Raw genomic sequence first — 14,643 nt, 5'->3', positions numbered from 1 at the left:
ATAGCTGTTCGAGGCGACCGACCCACCCCACATAAAACCAACCAAGTGGTTTGTGTCAATCGGTTCGACTTGCGCCGGCCCGGCATCTGGTCGCGCTGGTCGGGGCGTTGACGGGAACTTCGGAGGCATTTACCCTTTTATTTAAACCGACCATCCGGTTGTGTATGGGGGCGGTGTGGGTGGTGCTCAGCAGGCCAGGCAGGCGGGGAGGACGCCCCCGTTGTGCTCCGCCATCTCCGCGAAGACCGGCGGCAGTTCCAGGGGCCGGCCCAGCGCGCCGCCGTCGAGTTCGGCGTAGGCGCGGTGCAGGTTGCCGACGGTGCGCTCGGGGTCGAGCAGATGGCCGAAGTCGCCCGCTCCGGCCTCCCTGGCGGTCTCCATCGGGGTCAGCCCCTGCTGCCAGCCCTCCATCGCGATGATCTGGACCCACCGCAGATAGGCCTCCGTCTCGTCGAGGACCTCCGGGCCGCAGACGGGGCCGCGTCCGCAGACGATCGTGCGGGCGCCGAAGGCCCGCAGTGTCGCCACGGCCCGCAGCGCCCCCTCCACCGACCCCGCCAGGGTGCACGGGGTGGCCCCGGACAGCGCCACGTCCCCGGTGAACAGCACCCCGTCGTCCGGCAGCCACGCGACCACGTCGTTGGTGGTGTGCGCCGGTCCGCAGAAGACGAGTTCGATCCGGCGGTCCCCGCTGTACAGGGTCAGGCGCTCGTCGAAGACGACCGACGGCAGAACGAGACGGATCTCGCCCCACTCCGCGTCGGGCCACAGCTGCGTCAGGGCCAGGCCGCTCTCCGCCATCTCGCTGCGGGCCAGCGAGTGCGCGATGACGGTCGCGCCGGGGAAGAGCGCGTTGCCGAAGGTGTGTCCGCCGTGGTGGTGGGTGTTGACGACGGCGCGGACCGGGCCCGCGCGCAGCGCCTCCGTGAACGCGCGCAGGGCCAGCGAGCGCGGTGCGGTGGCCACCGTGTCGATGGCGGTCACCCCCTCGGGCCCCGTGATCAGGCCCGCGTTGTTCAGACACCAGCCCTCGCCGGGCGGGGTGCAGGCGAACACTCCGTCGGCGATCTCGGTCCCACAGGCCTGCGGCACCGGCGAGTGGCGGCGGTGCCCGGTGCGCAGCAGTTCCGGCTTGGTCATGAAGGGCCCCTTTCAGCCACGGGCGGGGAAGCACACTGGAAAGCTGCGGGACGTGTCCGGCGACCCCCTCGGCGGCGCCGTCGCCGCCCTGTCCCGCCGGCCCGGCGGCCGCCCCCTTGCGGGCGGGCCCGCGCCGCGGGCCGTGATCCGGTGCGGCCGGCACCGACGCGCGCGGCGGCTGGATCCCCTCGGCGTCGGGCTCGGGCCGCGTGGAGCCGGCCGCCGCGGTGTGCGGCAACGCCCCGGCGTGCAGCGGGGCATCGGGCCGGTGCGCGGGCCGGGCCGTCACCGGCGGGCGGGTGCCTCAGGGTGGCCGCGCGCCCGCGGCCGCGGACACCGCCTCAGGCGCGCGGGCCGACCGCGACCGTCGCCGGGAGCAGCGCCTCCCGCAGGACGGGGCCGGACAGGAACTCCTCGTGCAGGACCGTCACGGCGCGGGCGCAGTCCGCCTCGGCCACCGTCGCGGAGATACGGCTCTGGGAGGTGGCCAGGGACAGCGGGTCGATGCCCCTGGCGAGCAGCGCGTTCAGCATCCGCCCGACGGTGCGCGGGTCGCTCATCAAACCGGTGCCCACGAGCGACACCTTCGCCACGGCGGCGTCGACGGCGAGGCGGCCGGGCAGGGTGGTGAGCAGGCTCGTCACCGTCTCGACGTCCTTGGCCGGGACGGTGAAGTCCCAGCCGTGCCGCCCCGACCTGTCGGTGAACCTGGTCATCACGTCGACCGGCACGGACACGTCGGCCAGCAGGGCGAGGACTTCCGTCCCGCGCAGCGGGGCGTCCGGGCACACGGCGACGATCGTGATCCGGGCGTTGCCCGGCTCGTGGGACACGGCGACCACGCGGTCTTCGGCTTCCAGCATGGCTGTGTCTGCTCCCTCCGGTTCGGAGACCACGACGGTCCCCGGGCGATGGTTGAAGGCGCTGCGTACGTGGATGTCGACGCCCGCGCGGCCGGCCAGTTCCACCGAGCGTGTGTGCAGCACGCGGGCGCCGGCGTAGGCCATCTCCGCCATGACGCTGTTGCGGACGACCGGCAGCAGCCGGGCGCCGGGCACGAGGCGCGGGTCGGCCGAGTAGATCCCGTCGACGTCGGTGTAGATCTCGCAGTCGGCGGCGCCGAGCGCGACGGCCAGGGCGACGGCGGAGGTGTCGGAGCCGCCCCGGCCCAGGGTGGTGACGTCGCCGGCCGCGTTGCGGCCCTGGAAGCCGGCCACGACGGCGACCTCGCCGCGCTCCAGCACCTGGCGGACCCGGGCGGTGTCGATGTGCCTGATGCGCCCGTCGGTGTGCCTGCCGCACACCTCGAAGCCGGCCTGCGCCCCGAGCAGGGAGACGGCGGGTACGTGCGCCTCGTGCAGGGCCATGGCCAGCAGGGCGGCCGAACGTGCTTCTCCGGTGGCCAGCAGCTGGTCGAGTTCCCTGCCCGGCGGTGCGGTGCTCGCGGTGCGGGCCTCGTCGATGAGCCGGTCGGTCATGTCCCCCCGGGCGGAGACGACCACCACGACACCGGCGTGCCGGTGCGCGTCGGCGACGATGCCCGCGATGCGGGCGAGCCGCTCGGGGGTGCTCCCCATCGAGGTCCCGCCGAACTTCAGGACGCGGATCGGCCGTCGCCCGGCGGGGCGCTGGGTGAGGGAGGGTGCGGATGCCACGATGCCCCTTCCTGTCACGTAGTGGTGGTGGCGGTGCGCCGGGCCGCGGGCGCGGCCTCGGCGGTGGCCGCCATGGCGGCGAAGCGGTGGTGGAAGACGGCGGCGAGCACGACGACGGCCGCGGCCGTGCCGGCTCCGGCCAGGAACGGCACGGCGCCGAGGCCGGCGCCGATGAGCCACAGTCCCGTCATCACCGCGAGGGATTCGGCCAGGCCCGCGACGAAGGTCAGGGCGCCGACGGCGAGGCTGGTGCGGCCGCCGGCGACGGCCACCGCCAGCGCCTGGTAGACCGGGACGTAGATCATCTCGCCGATGGTGATGGCGATCACGGCCAGGAACATCAGCGCCATGCCGCCCTCGGGGGCCACGAGCAGCGCGGTTCCCGCCCCCAACGCCAGGTTGGCGACCACGATGAGGGCCGGCTCCCCGGCGCCGCGCGAGCACCGGGTCACCAGTGACTGCAGCACCACGATGGCGACGGAGGCGAAGGCGAAGAGCACACCCACGCTCTGCGGCCCCAGGCGCGGGCTCGCGTAGGCGGCGAACAGGCCGTAGAACTGCGCGTAGGTCACGGTGGTCAGGAACTTGGCGCCCAGCAGCAGGACCGCGCCGCGCGGCAGGGCCGGGGTGTCCGGCGTGGTGGCGGGTGTCCGGGCGGCCGGGCCGGCGGCCGGGGCCAGGCGCGTGGCCAGGACGCCCGCGAGCACGGCGAAGCCGATCGGGGCCAGTGCGTACAGCCGGCCCGTGGCGGCGTAGGCCAGCGAGGACACGAAGGGGGCCAGGCCGCCGGCGGCGTTCAGTGCGACGTTCTCGTAGGAGAAGGCCCGGCGGGCCTCCTGGGGGCCGAACTGGTGGACGATCAGGGTGAGTTGGGCCAGCGTGGCCAGCGAGCCGGCCAGGCCGAAGGCCGCCGAGACCAGCATCCAGCCGATGAGGGAGCTAACGGCGAGCAGCGCCATCGCGCACATCACGGCCGCGGCCAGCCCCATCGCGATCTGCGAACCGATGATGGAGCGGCGCTCCCCGCCCGGTGGCAGCACGCGGACGAACGCCAGCGAGCCGAGCCGGTTGGCCAGCACCGCGGCGCCGGTGACCAGCCCGCAGTCCGCGGTCGAGAACAGCCGCTGGTCCAGCAGCCACACGGTGAAGAACGGGTACAGGACGCCCCAGGTGCTGTAGGTGAGGAAGCGGACGACGTAGATCGTCCAGCCGCCGGGCGGCGCGCCGCGCAGGCCGGTCATGACGGCGCCGCCCAGGCCGGCCGGCGCGGACCGTCGTCGGTGTGGACCACGACGTTCTCGATCTCCCGGGCCACGTCGCTGGTGAGCCCGGTCAGCATCCCGATCCAGACGGCGTCGCCGGTGCCCACGGGGCCCACGCGGTGGCCGTCCGGGACGACCTGGGTGTGCAGGCAGCTCCCGTCGTCCGGCACGGACACCGAGGTGACGCGCCCGCCTCCTTCGAGGCCGTAGTAGTACGACAGGGTGGACCGGCCGCTGCCCAAGGTGCCGTAGGCGGGTGCCGGGCTGGTCCCGGCGGCCGGCAGGCCCAGGGTCAGCACATGGGCGAGGATCTCGACCGGGTCCAGGCCGTGGGAGAGCGCGAGCTGCTCGACGATGGCGCCGCCGCCGAGGCGTCCGACGTTGGCGTCGATGAGGTACGGCCGTGTGCCGTCGACCAGGAACTCGCAGTGGAAGTAGCCCTGGGACAGGCCGGAGCGCTCGACGAGCGCCGTGACCGCCGCCTTGCACCGGTCCTCGACGCCGCGCGGCAGCCGGCGGTCGGCGGGCAGCAGGTTGCTCACCTCCGTCCAGGCGATGCGCCCGCGCTGGGAGAAGTCGATGAACACGATCCGGCCGTCGCTGACGTAGCCCTCCAGGCTGAACAGCGGTCCGCGGATGTCCGCCTGTACCACCCAGGGCTGGGCCGCGTCCTGTGCCAGGCCGGTGGCGGCCACCGCGTTCCACACGTCCACGGGCCCGGCGCCCTGCGGCAGACGCGTCGCCCCGCGCCCGCCGGCCTGCTCGGCCGGCTTGAGGACGTAGCCGTGGGGCGCCGGGGTCAGGGCGGCCGGGTCGACGGCCAGCCGGGCCGCCCGGGCGCCGGTGAAGCGGATGGTCGGGGGGCTGAACTCCGGTATGAGCGCGGCGACTTCGGCCTTGGAGGCCAGGCGCACCGCGACCGGTTCCGGGCCGTGCAGGCCGTAGGTGGCGGCGATCTGCGCGATGAGCGGGAACTTCTCGTCGTACAGGCCGGTGATGGCGAACGCCTCGTCGGTGATCGACGTGTCGTGGGCCAGCAGGCGCAGGACCGCGGCCCGGTCCTGGATGTCCACCGGGTAGCAGGCGCAGTCGCCAAGGCTTTGTGCGGCCGCGCCGGCGAACGCGTCGGCGTCGGCCAGGAAGACGGGTTCGAATCCCGCCGAACGCAGCGCGGCGGGTACGTACTTGGCGCTTGTCGCGTTGACTCCGAGAATGATGATCTTCTTCATGTCGGCCTCTTCTCCTGTCACCGGGCCAAGACGGGCACCGCGGCCGTACGGCCGGCGATCTCTTCGAGGACTCCGATCGCGTAGTCGATCTCCTGGGGCGTCGTGCGCGGGCCGACGGCGAGCCGCACCGCCTGGCGGATGCCGCGGCGCAGCAGGTAGCGGGGGGTGTGCGCGCCGTCGATCAGCCAGCAGGCGACGCCCGCCCGGCACAGTTGCCGCCACAGCGGCTCGGAGGCCAGGCGGGCGTGGGTGACGCAGATGATGCCGGTGTGGTGGGTGCCGGGGGCGTGCACCCGCAGTCCGGGGATCTGCCCGGCCCTCTCCCGCAGTTGCCGCGACAGGCCGGCCATCCGGTCGAAGTCGTTGGAGCGGGCCTGCCGCAGGGCCACATCGAGGCCGACGAAGGACGCCACGCTCTTCTCGCCGAGTTCGAAGCGGCGGGCGCTGCCGGTGAGGTGGCGGATGTCGCCGCCGGGGACGAAGGCATGGGTGTGCACATCGACGCTGACCGGTTCGGCCGCCTGGCGAAAGCGCTCGGACATCACCGCGAAGCCGGTGCCGCGCGGGCCCAGCAGTGACTTCTTGCCGGTGGCCGTGAGCAGGTCGACCGGTGTGGCCGCCAGGTCGATCGGGATCTGCCCGGCCGACTGGCAGGCGTCGACGGTGAGCAGGGTGCGCCGGTCGCGGACGAGCTGCGAGAACGGTGCCAGCGGGGTGACGACGCCGGTGCACGAGGGCATGTGTGTCAGCGACAGCAGGGCGACCCGGTCGTCGATGTGGTGCCGGCACCACTCCACGTCCACGTCGCCGGCCTCGGTGAGCGGGATCTCCTGGATCGAGAAGCCGGCCGCTCGTTGCGCGTTCTTCAGGAAGAGCAGGTTGCCGGCCCACTCGTACGGCGTCGTCCACACGATGTCGCGTTCGGTCAGGGACAGACCGGCCACGGCGCTGTGCCAGGCGCGGGTCGCCGAGTCCGACATCGCGACCGCGTCCTGCGGGCAGTTGAACAACTCGGCGAGGCTGCGGTACACGCCGTCCTCGGTCACCTCCGCATAGGCGCGTTCGGCGAAGTAGGAGCCGATCACCCCCTCCAGCGTGAGGTAGTCGGCCACCGCCTTGCGGGTCTCGCGGCTCTGCAGGCCGGAGCCGGCCGTGTTGAGGTAGGAACGCCACTCGGTGGTGTAGGTCTGTCCGGTCACCGACGCCTCCCTCACACGCTCTCGGCCGGCTGGGTGTGCGCGAGGGCGAGCACCTCGGCGAAGGTGGGTGAGGCCGCCTGGGGGTCGCCCCCGGCGCGGCGCCAGGCACGGTACTTCGCGGCGTAGGTCACCACCGTCTCCGCCCCGGCCCTGTCCTTGGCGCGGGTGACGATGCCGCCCCACAGGGCGTCCCAGCGGGCGTAGGTGGGGTCGTCGAGCAGGATGCGGTGGGCGCGCTTCATGTTCCAGAACGGGATGCTCATGTTCAGGTGGTGCACCAGGTGGTAGTTGTCGTGGTGCCGGCCGAGCAGGTAGTTCTCGACGGCCCAGCCATGACGGTTGCGGGTCATCAGCAGCTGGCTGCGCTCGCTCTCGGGCATGGGGTAGTGCTCGGCGAGCTCCGACAGCCAGCCCACCGCGACCGCGCTGGTGAACAGCGGCACGATCCAGAAGAGCAGCAGCAGGTGGAGCGTGGCGGTGGCGGCGCACACGGCCGTGATCAGCAGCCACTGCGCGGCGAAGACCACCCGTTCCGCCCGCAGGCTGATCGGCATGGAGACGTTGGTCTGGGGGCCCTTGTAGAAGATGCGGTCGCGGACGATGTACCTGAGGTACGCGAGGGTGCGCAGGCCGAGGACGGCGAAGGCGATGTTCTCCAGGAAGAACCGCCCGTCCGACTTGTGCGGGTCGTACAGGCCCAGGTCCCGGTGGAACTCGTAGTCCGGGTCCTTGTCCGGGTCGCCCAGGTAGCGGTGGTGGAAGCCGATGTGGCTGGTCCGGTAGGGCGAGTACAGGTGGAAGACCAGGTAGCCGGAGAAGACCGTGCCCAGCATCAGGTTGAGGACGGGGTTGCGGCTGAGCACCTTGTGCGACGACTCGTGCAGCAGGTTGACCATCGCGCGCTGCGTCGAGCCGATGAGGATCAGGGCGAGCGGATACAGCCACCAGGACAGGGTCAGGCAGGCCCAGACCGCCACGGCGACGCCCGCGTAGTCCGCGAGGATCGCGAGGACCGCGTGCCAGTTGTCGAGTGTGCCCAGGGGCCGCAGTCGTTTGCGGACCTCCGGGGTGATCTTGCTGAAGTCGTAGTCGAGGTGTCCTCGCATCGTGGGAGATTGACTCGAGGGCGCCATCGGCATTCCTCCCTGTCATCGGCGGACCTCGCCGGCCCGGGAACTCCAGGAACGTAGGGCGCCTGAACGGTCCCGGCCGGCGGTGCTACGACTTCCGGCACACGCCACCGCGCTCAAAGGCACATCCGGGTGCGGCGGCCGGCCGGGTCCGGCACGGTCACGACGCAGCCGTATACCCTTGCGCTCGCCTGCCGTTGACGGATCGGGACCGATCCGGGAACCTTTCACAGGTATTGGTGATGTGCGCGTATAGGCCCGCGTAGTGGACGCCACTAACGTGATTCGGGCGCACCGCGGACGTGGAAATCCACGGTTTCGATGGGGACGCGGGATTTTCCGTCACCCCGAATGGATTCCGCCCCCGGCCTGCCGGCACCGGCGATGGCCAATTCGATGGGGCCGATTGCCGACGCCGAAACCAGACCACTCACTCGGAAAACAGGAGTGCTGCCTGCCATGCCCCACGCATCCTTGCGCATTGTGATCGCGGACGAGCAGAGACTGCTGCGCGAGTCCCTGTGCGCGCTGCTGGACACGGAGCCCGGCATCGAGGTCGTGGGCCAGACGGGTCAGGTGGCGGAGCTGTTCACTCTGGTCGCCCGGGTGCGTCCCGACCTGGTGGTCCTCGACGTGCAGATGGCCCCCGTCGACGACCGGGAGGCCCTCGTCAACCGCCTGCTGCACGGCATACCGGCCTGCCGGGTGCTGGTGCTGTCCATGCTGGAGCAGCCGCGTCTGGTGCAGTGCCTGCTGGATCTGGGGATCCACGGCTACCTGCACAAGAGCATCGGCTACGGCACGGTCGTGGACGCCGTGCGCGCGCAGCGCGGGGCCCGCCTGTACCAGACGGTGACGCTGCCGCTGCACCAGGGCCCGCTGCGCGCGGCCGGCACCGGCCCGGCGTACGGGGCGGAGCTGTCGGCGCGTGAGGTGGAGGTCCTCACGCATGCGGCGGCGGCCCTGAGCAACCGTCAGATCGCCGTCCGGCTGGGGATCGCGGAGGGCACCGTCAAGCGGCATCTGAGCAACATCTTCGAGAAGCTCGGCGCGGTCAGCCGGCTGGACGCGGTGAACAAGGCCGCCTCCATGCGGCTCATCCACCCCGGTGACACCCCCGGTGCGCGCCGGCTGCGCGTGGCGACCTGAAGGACGTCCGCGGCCCGGGCGGGCACCGGCCCGCCGGGCCGCGGCACAGGGTCACGCTTGGGTGCTGTGGACCGCGTACGGTTCGATGGCGGCCAGTTCCTGCTCGCTCAGCGGTGGGGCGTCCAATGCGGCGACGTTGGCGTCCAGTTGGGCGACGCTGCTGGCCCCGATGACCGCGGAGGTGACCTGCGGCCGGTGCAGCACCCAGCTGAGGGCGAGCTGCGCCAGGCTCTGGCCCCTTTCGCCGGCCAGGGCGTTGAGTGCCTTGGCCCGCTGCAGGTAGGTGTCGGTGATGTCGTCGGCGGACAGGAACATGCTGGTCGCGGCGCGGCTGTCCGATGCCACGGTGCCGCCCAGGTAGCGGTCGGTCAGCAGGCCCTGGGCGAGCGGGGAGAAGACGGTGGCGCCGGTGCCGAGCCGTTCCAGTTCGGCGAACAGTCCCTGCTCGGGCGTCCGGTCGAACATCGAGTAGCGGTGCTGGTGCAGTGTCAGGGGTACGCCGCCGGCGGCGAGCGCCTGGGCGGCCTGGCGGGTCTGGTCCGGGGAGTAGTTGGAGATGCCCGCGTACAGGGCCTTGCCCTGGCGTACGGCGTCCGCGAGGGCTCCCATGGTCTCCTCGACGGGGGTGTCCGCGTCGGGGCGGTGGGAGTAGAAGATGTCGACGTGGTCGACGCCGAGCCGGCGCAGGCTGCGTTCGAGCGAGGCCATCAGGTACTTGCGGGAGCCGCCGATGCCGTAGGGGCCGGGCCAGCCCTCGTAGCCGGCCTTGGTGGAGATGACGATCTCGTCCCGGTAGCCGTGCAGGTCGCTCTTGAGGACCTGTCCGAAGCGGGTCTCCGCGTATCCGAACACCGGCCGGCCGTAGTTGTTGGCGAGGTCGAAGTGGGTGATGCCCAGGTCGAAGGCGCGCAGCAGAAGGGCGCGCTGGGTGTCGGCCGGGCGGTCGGGTCCGAAGTTGTGCCAGAGCCCCAGGGACAGCGGTGGCAGCAGCAGCCCGCTGCGCCCGGCGCGCCGGTAGGACATGCGGTCGTAGCGGCTCACGTCGGCCGAGTAGGACATCGGGCACCTTTCAAGGGGGGTGGGGGGATCCGCGAAGTGCCCGCCACGCTACCCGGCGTGGGGGGTGGCGGGCGGTGTTCGGGTGAAAACCGGTCACCGGGGCGCGGGGCGTGTGCCTTTGGGGGTGACCTCATGTGACTCAAGTCGTAGACCGGTGCTCCCCCGCATGTCCCGGTTCCTACGTTGGGTGATCGCAGACCGTGATGACCCGACAGCGGGAGGACCCGATGACTGAGCTGACCGTGGGCAGGGGTACCGAGGAGCTGGCGGAGCGCTCCGCGGAGGTGGTGCGCAGGGCCAGGGGCCGTGCGGTCGGTGTCCTCGTCGACGCCTACGGGACCGGGAACTACCTGCCTGCGGCGTTCAACCGGCTGGGGGCGGAGGTGATCCATGTGCAGAGCTCCGCCGAACCGATCACCCGTATGCAGCCGTGGGACCGCACCGCCTACCTCGACCAGCTGGTCTACGCCGCGGACGGCAGCACCGAGCGGACGCTCAAGGAGATCGAGCCGCTGTTCGTGCTGCCCGGCCAGGAGCCGGGTGTCCTGCTCGCGGACCGGCTCAGCGAGGCGCTGGACGTGCGGACCAACGGCACGACGTTCTCCGATGCGCGCCGCGACAAGTACAAGATGATCGAGACGGTCTCGGCGGCGGGGCTGCGTACCGCGCGGCAGCTGCTCACCGACGACGCCGAGGAGGCCGTCGCGTGGGCCGAGGCGAACGGGCACTGGCCGTGCGTGGCGAAACCGCTGGCCTCCGCCTCCACGGACGGGGTCACCGTCTGCCGCAACGCCGACACGCTGCGCTCGGCGTTCCGGTCGGTGCTGTCGAGCACGACCGTCTTCAACGGGGCCAACACCGAGGTGCTCGTGCAGAGTTATCTGGAGGGCACGGAGTACATCGTCGACACCGTGAGCGTCGACGGCCATGCCTTCGTGTGCGGTGTGTGGCAGTACGAAAAGCGGCTGCTGCCCAACGGGAAGCCGCTGTACAACCGCGACATCCTGCTGCCGGCGAGCACTCCCGTGGTCCAGACGCTGATCGGCTACACCCGCAGCCTGCTGGAGGTGCTGCGCATCCGTAACGGGCCGGCGCACACCGAACTGATCGTCACCGACGAGGGGCCGGCTCTGGTGGAGGTCGGTGCGCGGGTCAACGGGCACCTGCACCCCGCGTTCCACGACACGGCGATCGGCGTGAACAGCGCCGATCTGACGGCCCTGGCCTATCTGCGTCCCGGGGAGTTCCTCGCGCGGTACGGCGACGGGGTGTACGACAGGCGTCAGCCGGCCGTCGTGTACAACGCGCCGACGACCCTGTCGGGCACGGTGGTCTCGGTCGACGAGGCGCTGGTGGAGGAGATCCGCGAGCGGCCCTCGGTGGTGGACCTCGTGGTCAAGCGCCGGCCCGGCGACGTCATCGTGCCCACCCATGACCTGCTCACCAGCCCGCTGCGGGTGTTCTTGACGCACGAGGACCCGGTCACGCTGGAGCTGGACTACGTGTTCATCGAGTCCGTGCGGGAATCGCTCTTCGAGGTCCGCACCGCGTCTCCGCGCAGGGTGTGCGGCGTCGTGTGACGTCCTGCCACGACAGCGCACCCCCCTTTCGGGGGCCGCGCGCGAGCGTCGCCGGCGAACCGCGGATCGGCCGCGGGCCGGCGGCGCTCGCGTGCGGCGCCCCGGGCGCCCGCGGCCCTTGAAGGCGCGGCGGCGCCCGCCGCAGCACACAGACACCGGACGGCTTTCGGAGGGATCAAGCATGCTCACACAGACGCCACCGCAGACCGTGGCGGAACAACTCGCCGTGCAGATCCGGCGCAAGGTCATCGAGATGAGCGCATCGCCCAACGGTGTGCACATCGGCGGCAGCATGTCGATCGCCGACCTGCTGGCCGTGCTGTACGCGGAGGTGCTGCGCGACCCGGCGGGCGTGGGGACCTCGCACGACCGTGACCACCTGATCCTGAGCAAGGGTCAGGCGTCCGCGGGCCTGTACGCGGTGCTCGCCTCGACGGGGGTCATCCCGGAGTCGGAGCTGGCCACCTACGCGGAGGAGGACAGCCGGCTGGGCGGGCACCCCATGAAGCGTCTTCCGGGGGTGGACTTCTCCACCGGTGCGCTGGGGCACGGGCTGCCGCTGGGTCTGGGGGTGGCGCTCGCCGGGCGGCGCTTCGGCCATGACAAGCGGGCCTTTGTGATCCTCGGCGACGGGGAGCTGCAGGAGGGCTCCAACTGGGAGGCGGCGATGGCGGCGGCGCATCACGGCGTGGACAACCTGATCGCGATCGTCGACCGCAACGGCTGGCAGATCAGCGGCCGTACCGACGAGTGCATGTCGCTCGAACCGCTGGCCGGCAAGTGGGCCGGTTTCGGCTGGCGCGTGCTCACGGTCGACGGGCACGACCACGAGCAGATCCGTGCGGCCCTGACCGGGCCGGTGGAGCGGGGCCGGCCGACGGTGGTCATCGCGGACACGGTCAAGGCGCGCGGGGTTCCCGGCCTGCAGGACACCAAGCAGAGTCATTCGGCGACCCTGGACGAGCAGGCGCGGCGGGCGGCCCTGGCGGTCTTGGAGGGCGGACAGGCATGAGCTCCGACATCGCCGTGCGCCGCACCGTCGCGGAGGTCCTCGACCATGTCTGGGAGAACCGCTCGACGATCCAGAGCCGTGACGCGTACGCCATGATGCTGCTCGCGCTCGGGCGGGAGAACCCGAACCTGGCGTGTGTGAGCGCCGACATGAACTTCGAGGACCACTTCGCGCTCGAACTGCCGCGCCAGCACGTGGACCTCGGTATCGCCGAGCAGAACATGATCGGTGTCGCCGCCGGGATGACGGTGTCCGCGCGGCCGGTGTTCGCCAACGGCATGAGCCCGTTCGCGATCGCCCGGGCCTACGAACAGATCAAGATCGATGTGGCCGGCGCGGACCTTCCGGTCAAGATCGTGGGGACGCACGCGGGCCTGGCGTCGGGTCACTACGGGCCGACGCACCACTCGCTGGAGGACATCGGTGTGATCCGGATGCTGCCGAACATGACGGTGGTGGTGCCGGCGGACGCCTGGCAGGCCGCGCAGGCCACCGTGGCGATCGCCGAGGATCCGGGGCCGGTGTATCTGCGGCTGGGGCGGCAGGCCACGACCGCGCTGTACGCGGAGCGCACCGAGTTCGTGCTGGGCCGGGCGAGCGTGCTGCGCGAGGGCGGGCGGGTGCTGTTCATCGCCACCGGCCCCCACCCCAACCTGGTCGCGGCCCGGGCGGCGCGCGAACTGGCCGGGCGGGGCGTGAGTGCCGGGCATCTGAACATGCACACGGTCAAGCCGCTCGACAGTGAGGCCGTGCTGCACGCGAGCGCCAACGCCGAGGTCGTGGTGACCATCGAGGACCACCGCGCCCTGGGCGGCCTGGGGGGCGCGGTCTGTGAGGTGGTGGCCGAGGCCGGGGGCCCGCCGGTGCGGCGGATCGGGGTGCCGGACGTGCACTACGACCTGGTGGGCGGGGAGGAGTACTTGCTGCACCACGCCGGGATCAACGTGGACAACGCGGTCGCGCAGGCGCTGGACGTCCTGGCCTGAGGCGGCCCGCCCGCCGCTCGCCGGGGGCGCGGGCGGGCAGCGGGCGGCCTGGGTGGGGTGCGGACCTCACAGCTGCTGGTCCACCAGCTGTGGCCGGGTGGGCGCCGGGTCGTGGCCGCCGCTCCTGGCGCCGCCGGCCCACCGGCGCATGACGGGGCGTTCCACGCACGCGTAGAGCAGCCAGCTGAGCAGCTGGGCGGCGACGAAGGCGAGCGCGATGACGGCGAGCCCGGCCGCCGGGTGGAACGTCCGTCCCCGCAGCAGGTCGTGGACGGCGACGAGGACCATGAAGTGCACCAGGTAGAAGGCGAACGACACCTCGCCGAGCAGGGTGGGCCAGCGGCCTCGCAGGCCGGTGCGGCGCCCGGTGAGATCGGCGGTCGCGATCGCCCCCACCAGCAGGGACAGCGGGACGGCCAGGATCACGTTGAAGCCGTACTGCCACGGCACGGCCAGGGTGAGCGCGTAACCGGCCGCGGTCAGGGCCAGGGTGGGCGCGATGCCCCAGGAGATGCGGTGTCCCTGCGCCAGGAGCCGGGCCATGAGCATGCCCAGGACGAACTCGAAGAGGCGCAGCGGCGGGAAGTTGTAGCCGAGCCACGCCTGTGTCTGGCCCATCGGCCAGTCCGGCAGGCGGGGGGTGGGCGAGACCCATGCGTCGATGCTCATCTGGGTGGCCAGCAGGGCCGCGAAGGTGAGGGCGAAGCACATCCACAGGCGGCCGGCCGGGATGCCGCGTACCACGCGCCACAGCAGCGGGAAGAGAAGGTAGAAGAGCAGTTCGCTGCACAGCGACCAGCTGGGCTGGTTGAGGCTGACGACCGTGTCCGGGCGGGGTATCCAGCAGTGGACGAGGAGGAGGTTGGGCCACCACACCATGGGGTGCGCGAGGGCCGTGGTGGAGAAGTACCAGAGCGCGACGGCCCACATCACCACGTGGTTGGGGAATATCTTCAGCAGCCGGCGCCGGTAGAAGTCGCGGAGTGTGTCGTTCGGCCGCGCCGACCAGGCCAGTACGAATCCGCTGAGGATGAAGAAGAAGGACACTCCCGCGAAGCCGATTTTCCTGAACGTGTGCGCGTATCCGTCGGCGAATGCCCCGTCCTGGAAGACGCCCAGTATTTCGGGGCGGGAGGCGTGGTAGAGAAAGACGAACGCCGCGGCGTGGAACCGCAGTCCGGTGAGCGAGGGCAGTTTCGGTCTGTGTTTGTGTCTGACCTCGCCGGCATGCTGGATCGGCAT

At 71.7% G+C, this 14,643-nt stretch carries 12 protein-coding genes; 4 read left to right on the top strand and 8 right to left on the bottom strand.

The genetic code is table 11. The features are described from left to right. Positions 1-186: 186 nt before the first annotated feature. The 6 genes from IO33_RS0129800 to IO33_RS0129775 all read right to left on the bottom strand — a co-directional run bounded on the left by IO33_RS0129800 (position 187) and on the right by IO33_RS0129775 (position 7,591). Positions 187-1,140: an MBL fold metallo-hydrolase gene (locus IO33_RS0129800; RefSeq protein ID WP_078963953.1), complete on the bottom strand. Its 954-nt coding sequence runs from the start codon at positions 1,138-1,140 to the stop codon at positions 187-189. A 341-nt stretch (positions 1,141-1,481) separates the two neighbouring features. Further along, positions 1,482-2,795, bottom strand: coding sequence for an aspartate kinase (locus IO33_RS0129795; RefSeq protein ID WP_107069404.1), 1,314 nt, complete (start codon positions 2,793-2,795; stop codon positions 1,482-1,484). 14 nt (positions 2,796-2,809) lie between these two features. Next, entirely contained in the window at positions 2,810-4,036 is a 1,227-nt protein-coding gene (locus tag IO33_RS0129790; RefSeq protein ID WP_031170628.1) for an MFS transporter, read from the bottom strand. Then, positions 4,033-5,286 carry an ATP-grasp domain-containing protein gene (locus tag IO33_RS0129785; RefSeq protein ID WP_031170626.1) on the bottom strand — a complete coding sequence of 418 codons (1,254 nt, stop codon included), beginning with the start codon at positions 5,284-5,286 and terminating at the stop codon, positions 4,033-4,035. The genes IO33_RS0129790 and IO33_RS0129785 overlap by 4 nt, the downstream gene beginning before the upstream one ends. 17 nt (positions 5,287-5,303) lie before the next feature. Further along, positions 5,304-6,485 carry an aminotransferase class V-fold PLP-dependent enzyme gene (locus IO33_RS0129780; protein ID WP_031170624.1) on the bottom strand — a complete coding sequence of 394 codons (1,182 nt, stop codon included), beginning with the start codon at positions 6,483-6,485 and terminating at the stop codon, positions 5,304-5,306. An 11-nt stretch (positions 6,486-6,496) separates the two neighbouring features. Then, on the bottom strand, positions 6,497-7,591 hold the full coding sequence (locus IO33_RS0129775; RefSeq protein ID WP_031170621.1) for a fatty acid desaturase family protein: 1,095 nt from the start codon (positions 7,589-7,591) through the stop codon (positions 6,497-6,499). Positions 7,592-8,074: 483 nt separating this feature from the next. Between IO33_RS0129775 and IO33_RS0129770 the strand changes: the two genes are divergently transcribed. Next, positions 8,075-8,764: a response regulator transcription factor gene (locus IO33_RS0129770; RefSeq protein ID WP_063765811.1), complete on the top strand. Its 690-nt coding sequence runs from the start codon at positions 8,075-8,077 to the stop codon at positions 8,762-8,764. A gap of 51 nt (positions 8,765-8,815) precedes the next feature. Here the strand turns inward: IO33_RS0129770 and IO33_RS0129765 are convergent, their stop codons facing one another. Next, positions 8,816-9,823, bottom strand: coding sequence for an aldo/keto reductase (locus IO33_RS0129765; RefSeq protein ID WP_031170617.1), 1,008 nt, complete (start codon positions 9,821-9,823; stop codon positions 8,816-8,818). Between the two features lie 227 nt (positions 9,824-10,050). On the opposite strand from IO33_RS0129765, the gene IO33_RS0129760 reads away from it, so the two are divergent. The 3 genes from IO33_RS0129760 to IO33_RS0129750 all read left to right on the top strand — a co-directional run bounded on the left by IO33_RS0129760 (position 10,051) and on the right by IO33_RS0129750 (position 13,401). Further along, positions 10,051-11,403 carry an ATP-grasp domain-containing protein gene (locus IO33_RS0129760; protein ID WP_078963951.1) on the top strand — a complete coding sequence of 451 codons (1,353 nt, stop codon included), beginning with the start codon at positions 10,051-10,053 and terminating at the stop codon, positions 11,401-11,403. 181 nt (positions 11,404-11,584) lie between these two features. After that, positions 11,585-12,415 (top strand): transketolase, encoded by an 831-nt coding sequence (locus IO33_RS0129755; RefSeq protein WP_107069403.1) that lies wholly within the window; start codon positions 11,585-11,587, stop codon positions 12,413-12,415. Further along, positions 12,412-13,401 (top strand): transketolase family protein, encoded by a 990-nt coding sequence (locus IO33_RS0129750; RefSeq protein WP_037686279.1) that lies wholly within the window; start codon positions 12,412-12,414, stop codon positions 13,399-13,401. The genes IO33_RS0129755 and IO33_RS0129750 overlap by 4 nt, the downstream gene beginning before the upstream one ends. Positions 13,402-13,467: 66 nt before the next feature. On the opposite strand, the gene IO33_RS0129745 is transcribed toward IO33_RS0129750, so the two are convergent. Then, positions 13,468-14,643, bottom strand: a complete 1,176-nt coding sequence (locus IO33_RS0129745; RefSeq protein WP_051927049.1) for an acyltransferase family protein — start codon at positions 14,641-14,643, stop codon at positions 13,468-13,470.

This window comes from Streptomyces durhamensis (assembly GCF_000725475.1).
In the GTDB taxonomy this organism is placed as follows: domain Bacteria; phylum Actinomycetota; class Actinomycetes; order Streptomycetales; family Streptomycetaceae; genus Streptomyces; species Streptomyces filipinensis.
The sequence above is the reverse complement of the archived record's forward strand: the minus strand, read 5'-3'. Positions and strand labels throughout refer to the sequence as shown.

Excerpts from the sequence above, each read along its gene's own strand:
- IO33_RS0129800 (WP_078963953.1), bottom strand. The coding sequence starts at position 1,140 with ATGACCAAGCCGGAACTGCTGCGCACCGGGCACCGCCGCCACTCGCCG.
- IO33_RS0129790 (WP_031170628.1), bottom strand. The coding sequence starts at position 4,036 with ATGACCGGCCTGCGCGGCGCGCCGCCCGGCGGCTGGACGATCTACGTC.
- IO33_RS0129785 (WP_031170626.1), bottom strand. The coding sequence starts at position 5,286 with ATGAAGAAGATCATCATTCTCGGAGTCAACGCGACAAGCGCCAAGTAC.
- IO33_RS0129775 (WP_031170621.1), bottom strand. The coding sequence starts at position 7,591 with ATGCGAGGACACCTCGACTACGACTTCAGCAAGATCACCCCGGAGGTC.
- IO33_RS0129770 (WP_063765811.1), top strand. The coding sequence starts at position 8,075 with ATGCCCCACGCATCCTTGCGCATTGTGATCGCGGACGAGCAGAGACTG.
- IO33_RS0129765 (WP_031170617.1), bottom strand. The coding sequence starts at position 9,823 with ATGTCCTACTCGGCCGACGTGAGCCGCTACGACCGCATGTCCTACCGG.
- IO33_RS0129760 (WP_078963951.1), top strand. The coding sequence starts at position 10,051 with ATGACTGAGCTGACCGTGGGCAGGGGTACCGAGGAGCTGGCGGAGCGC.
- IO33_RS0129755 (WP_107069403.1), top strand. The coding sequence starts at position 11,585 with ATGCTCACACAGACGCCACCGCAGACCGTGGCGGAACAACTCGCCGTG.
- IO33_RS0129750 (WP_037686279.1), top strand. The coding sequence starts at position 12,412 with ATGAGCTCCGACATCGCCGTGCGCCGCACCGTCGCGGAGGTCCTCGAC.
- IO33_RS0129745 (WP_051927049.1), bottom strand. The coding sequence starts at position 14,643 with ATGCCGATCCAGCATGCCGGCGAGGTCAGACACAAACACAGACCGAAA.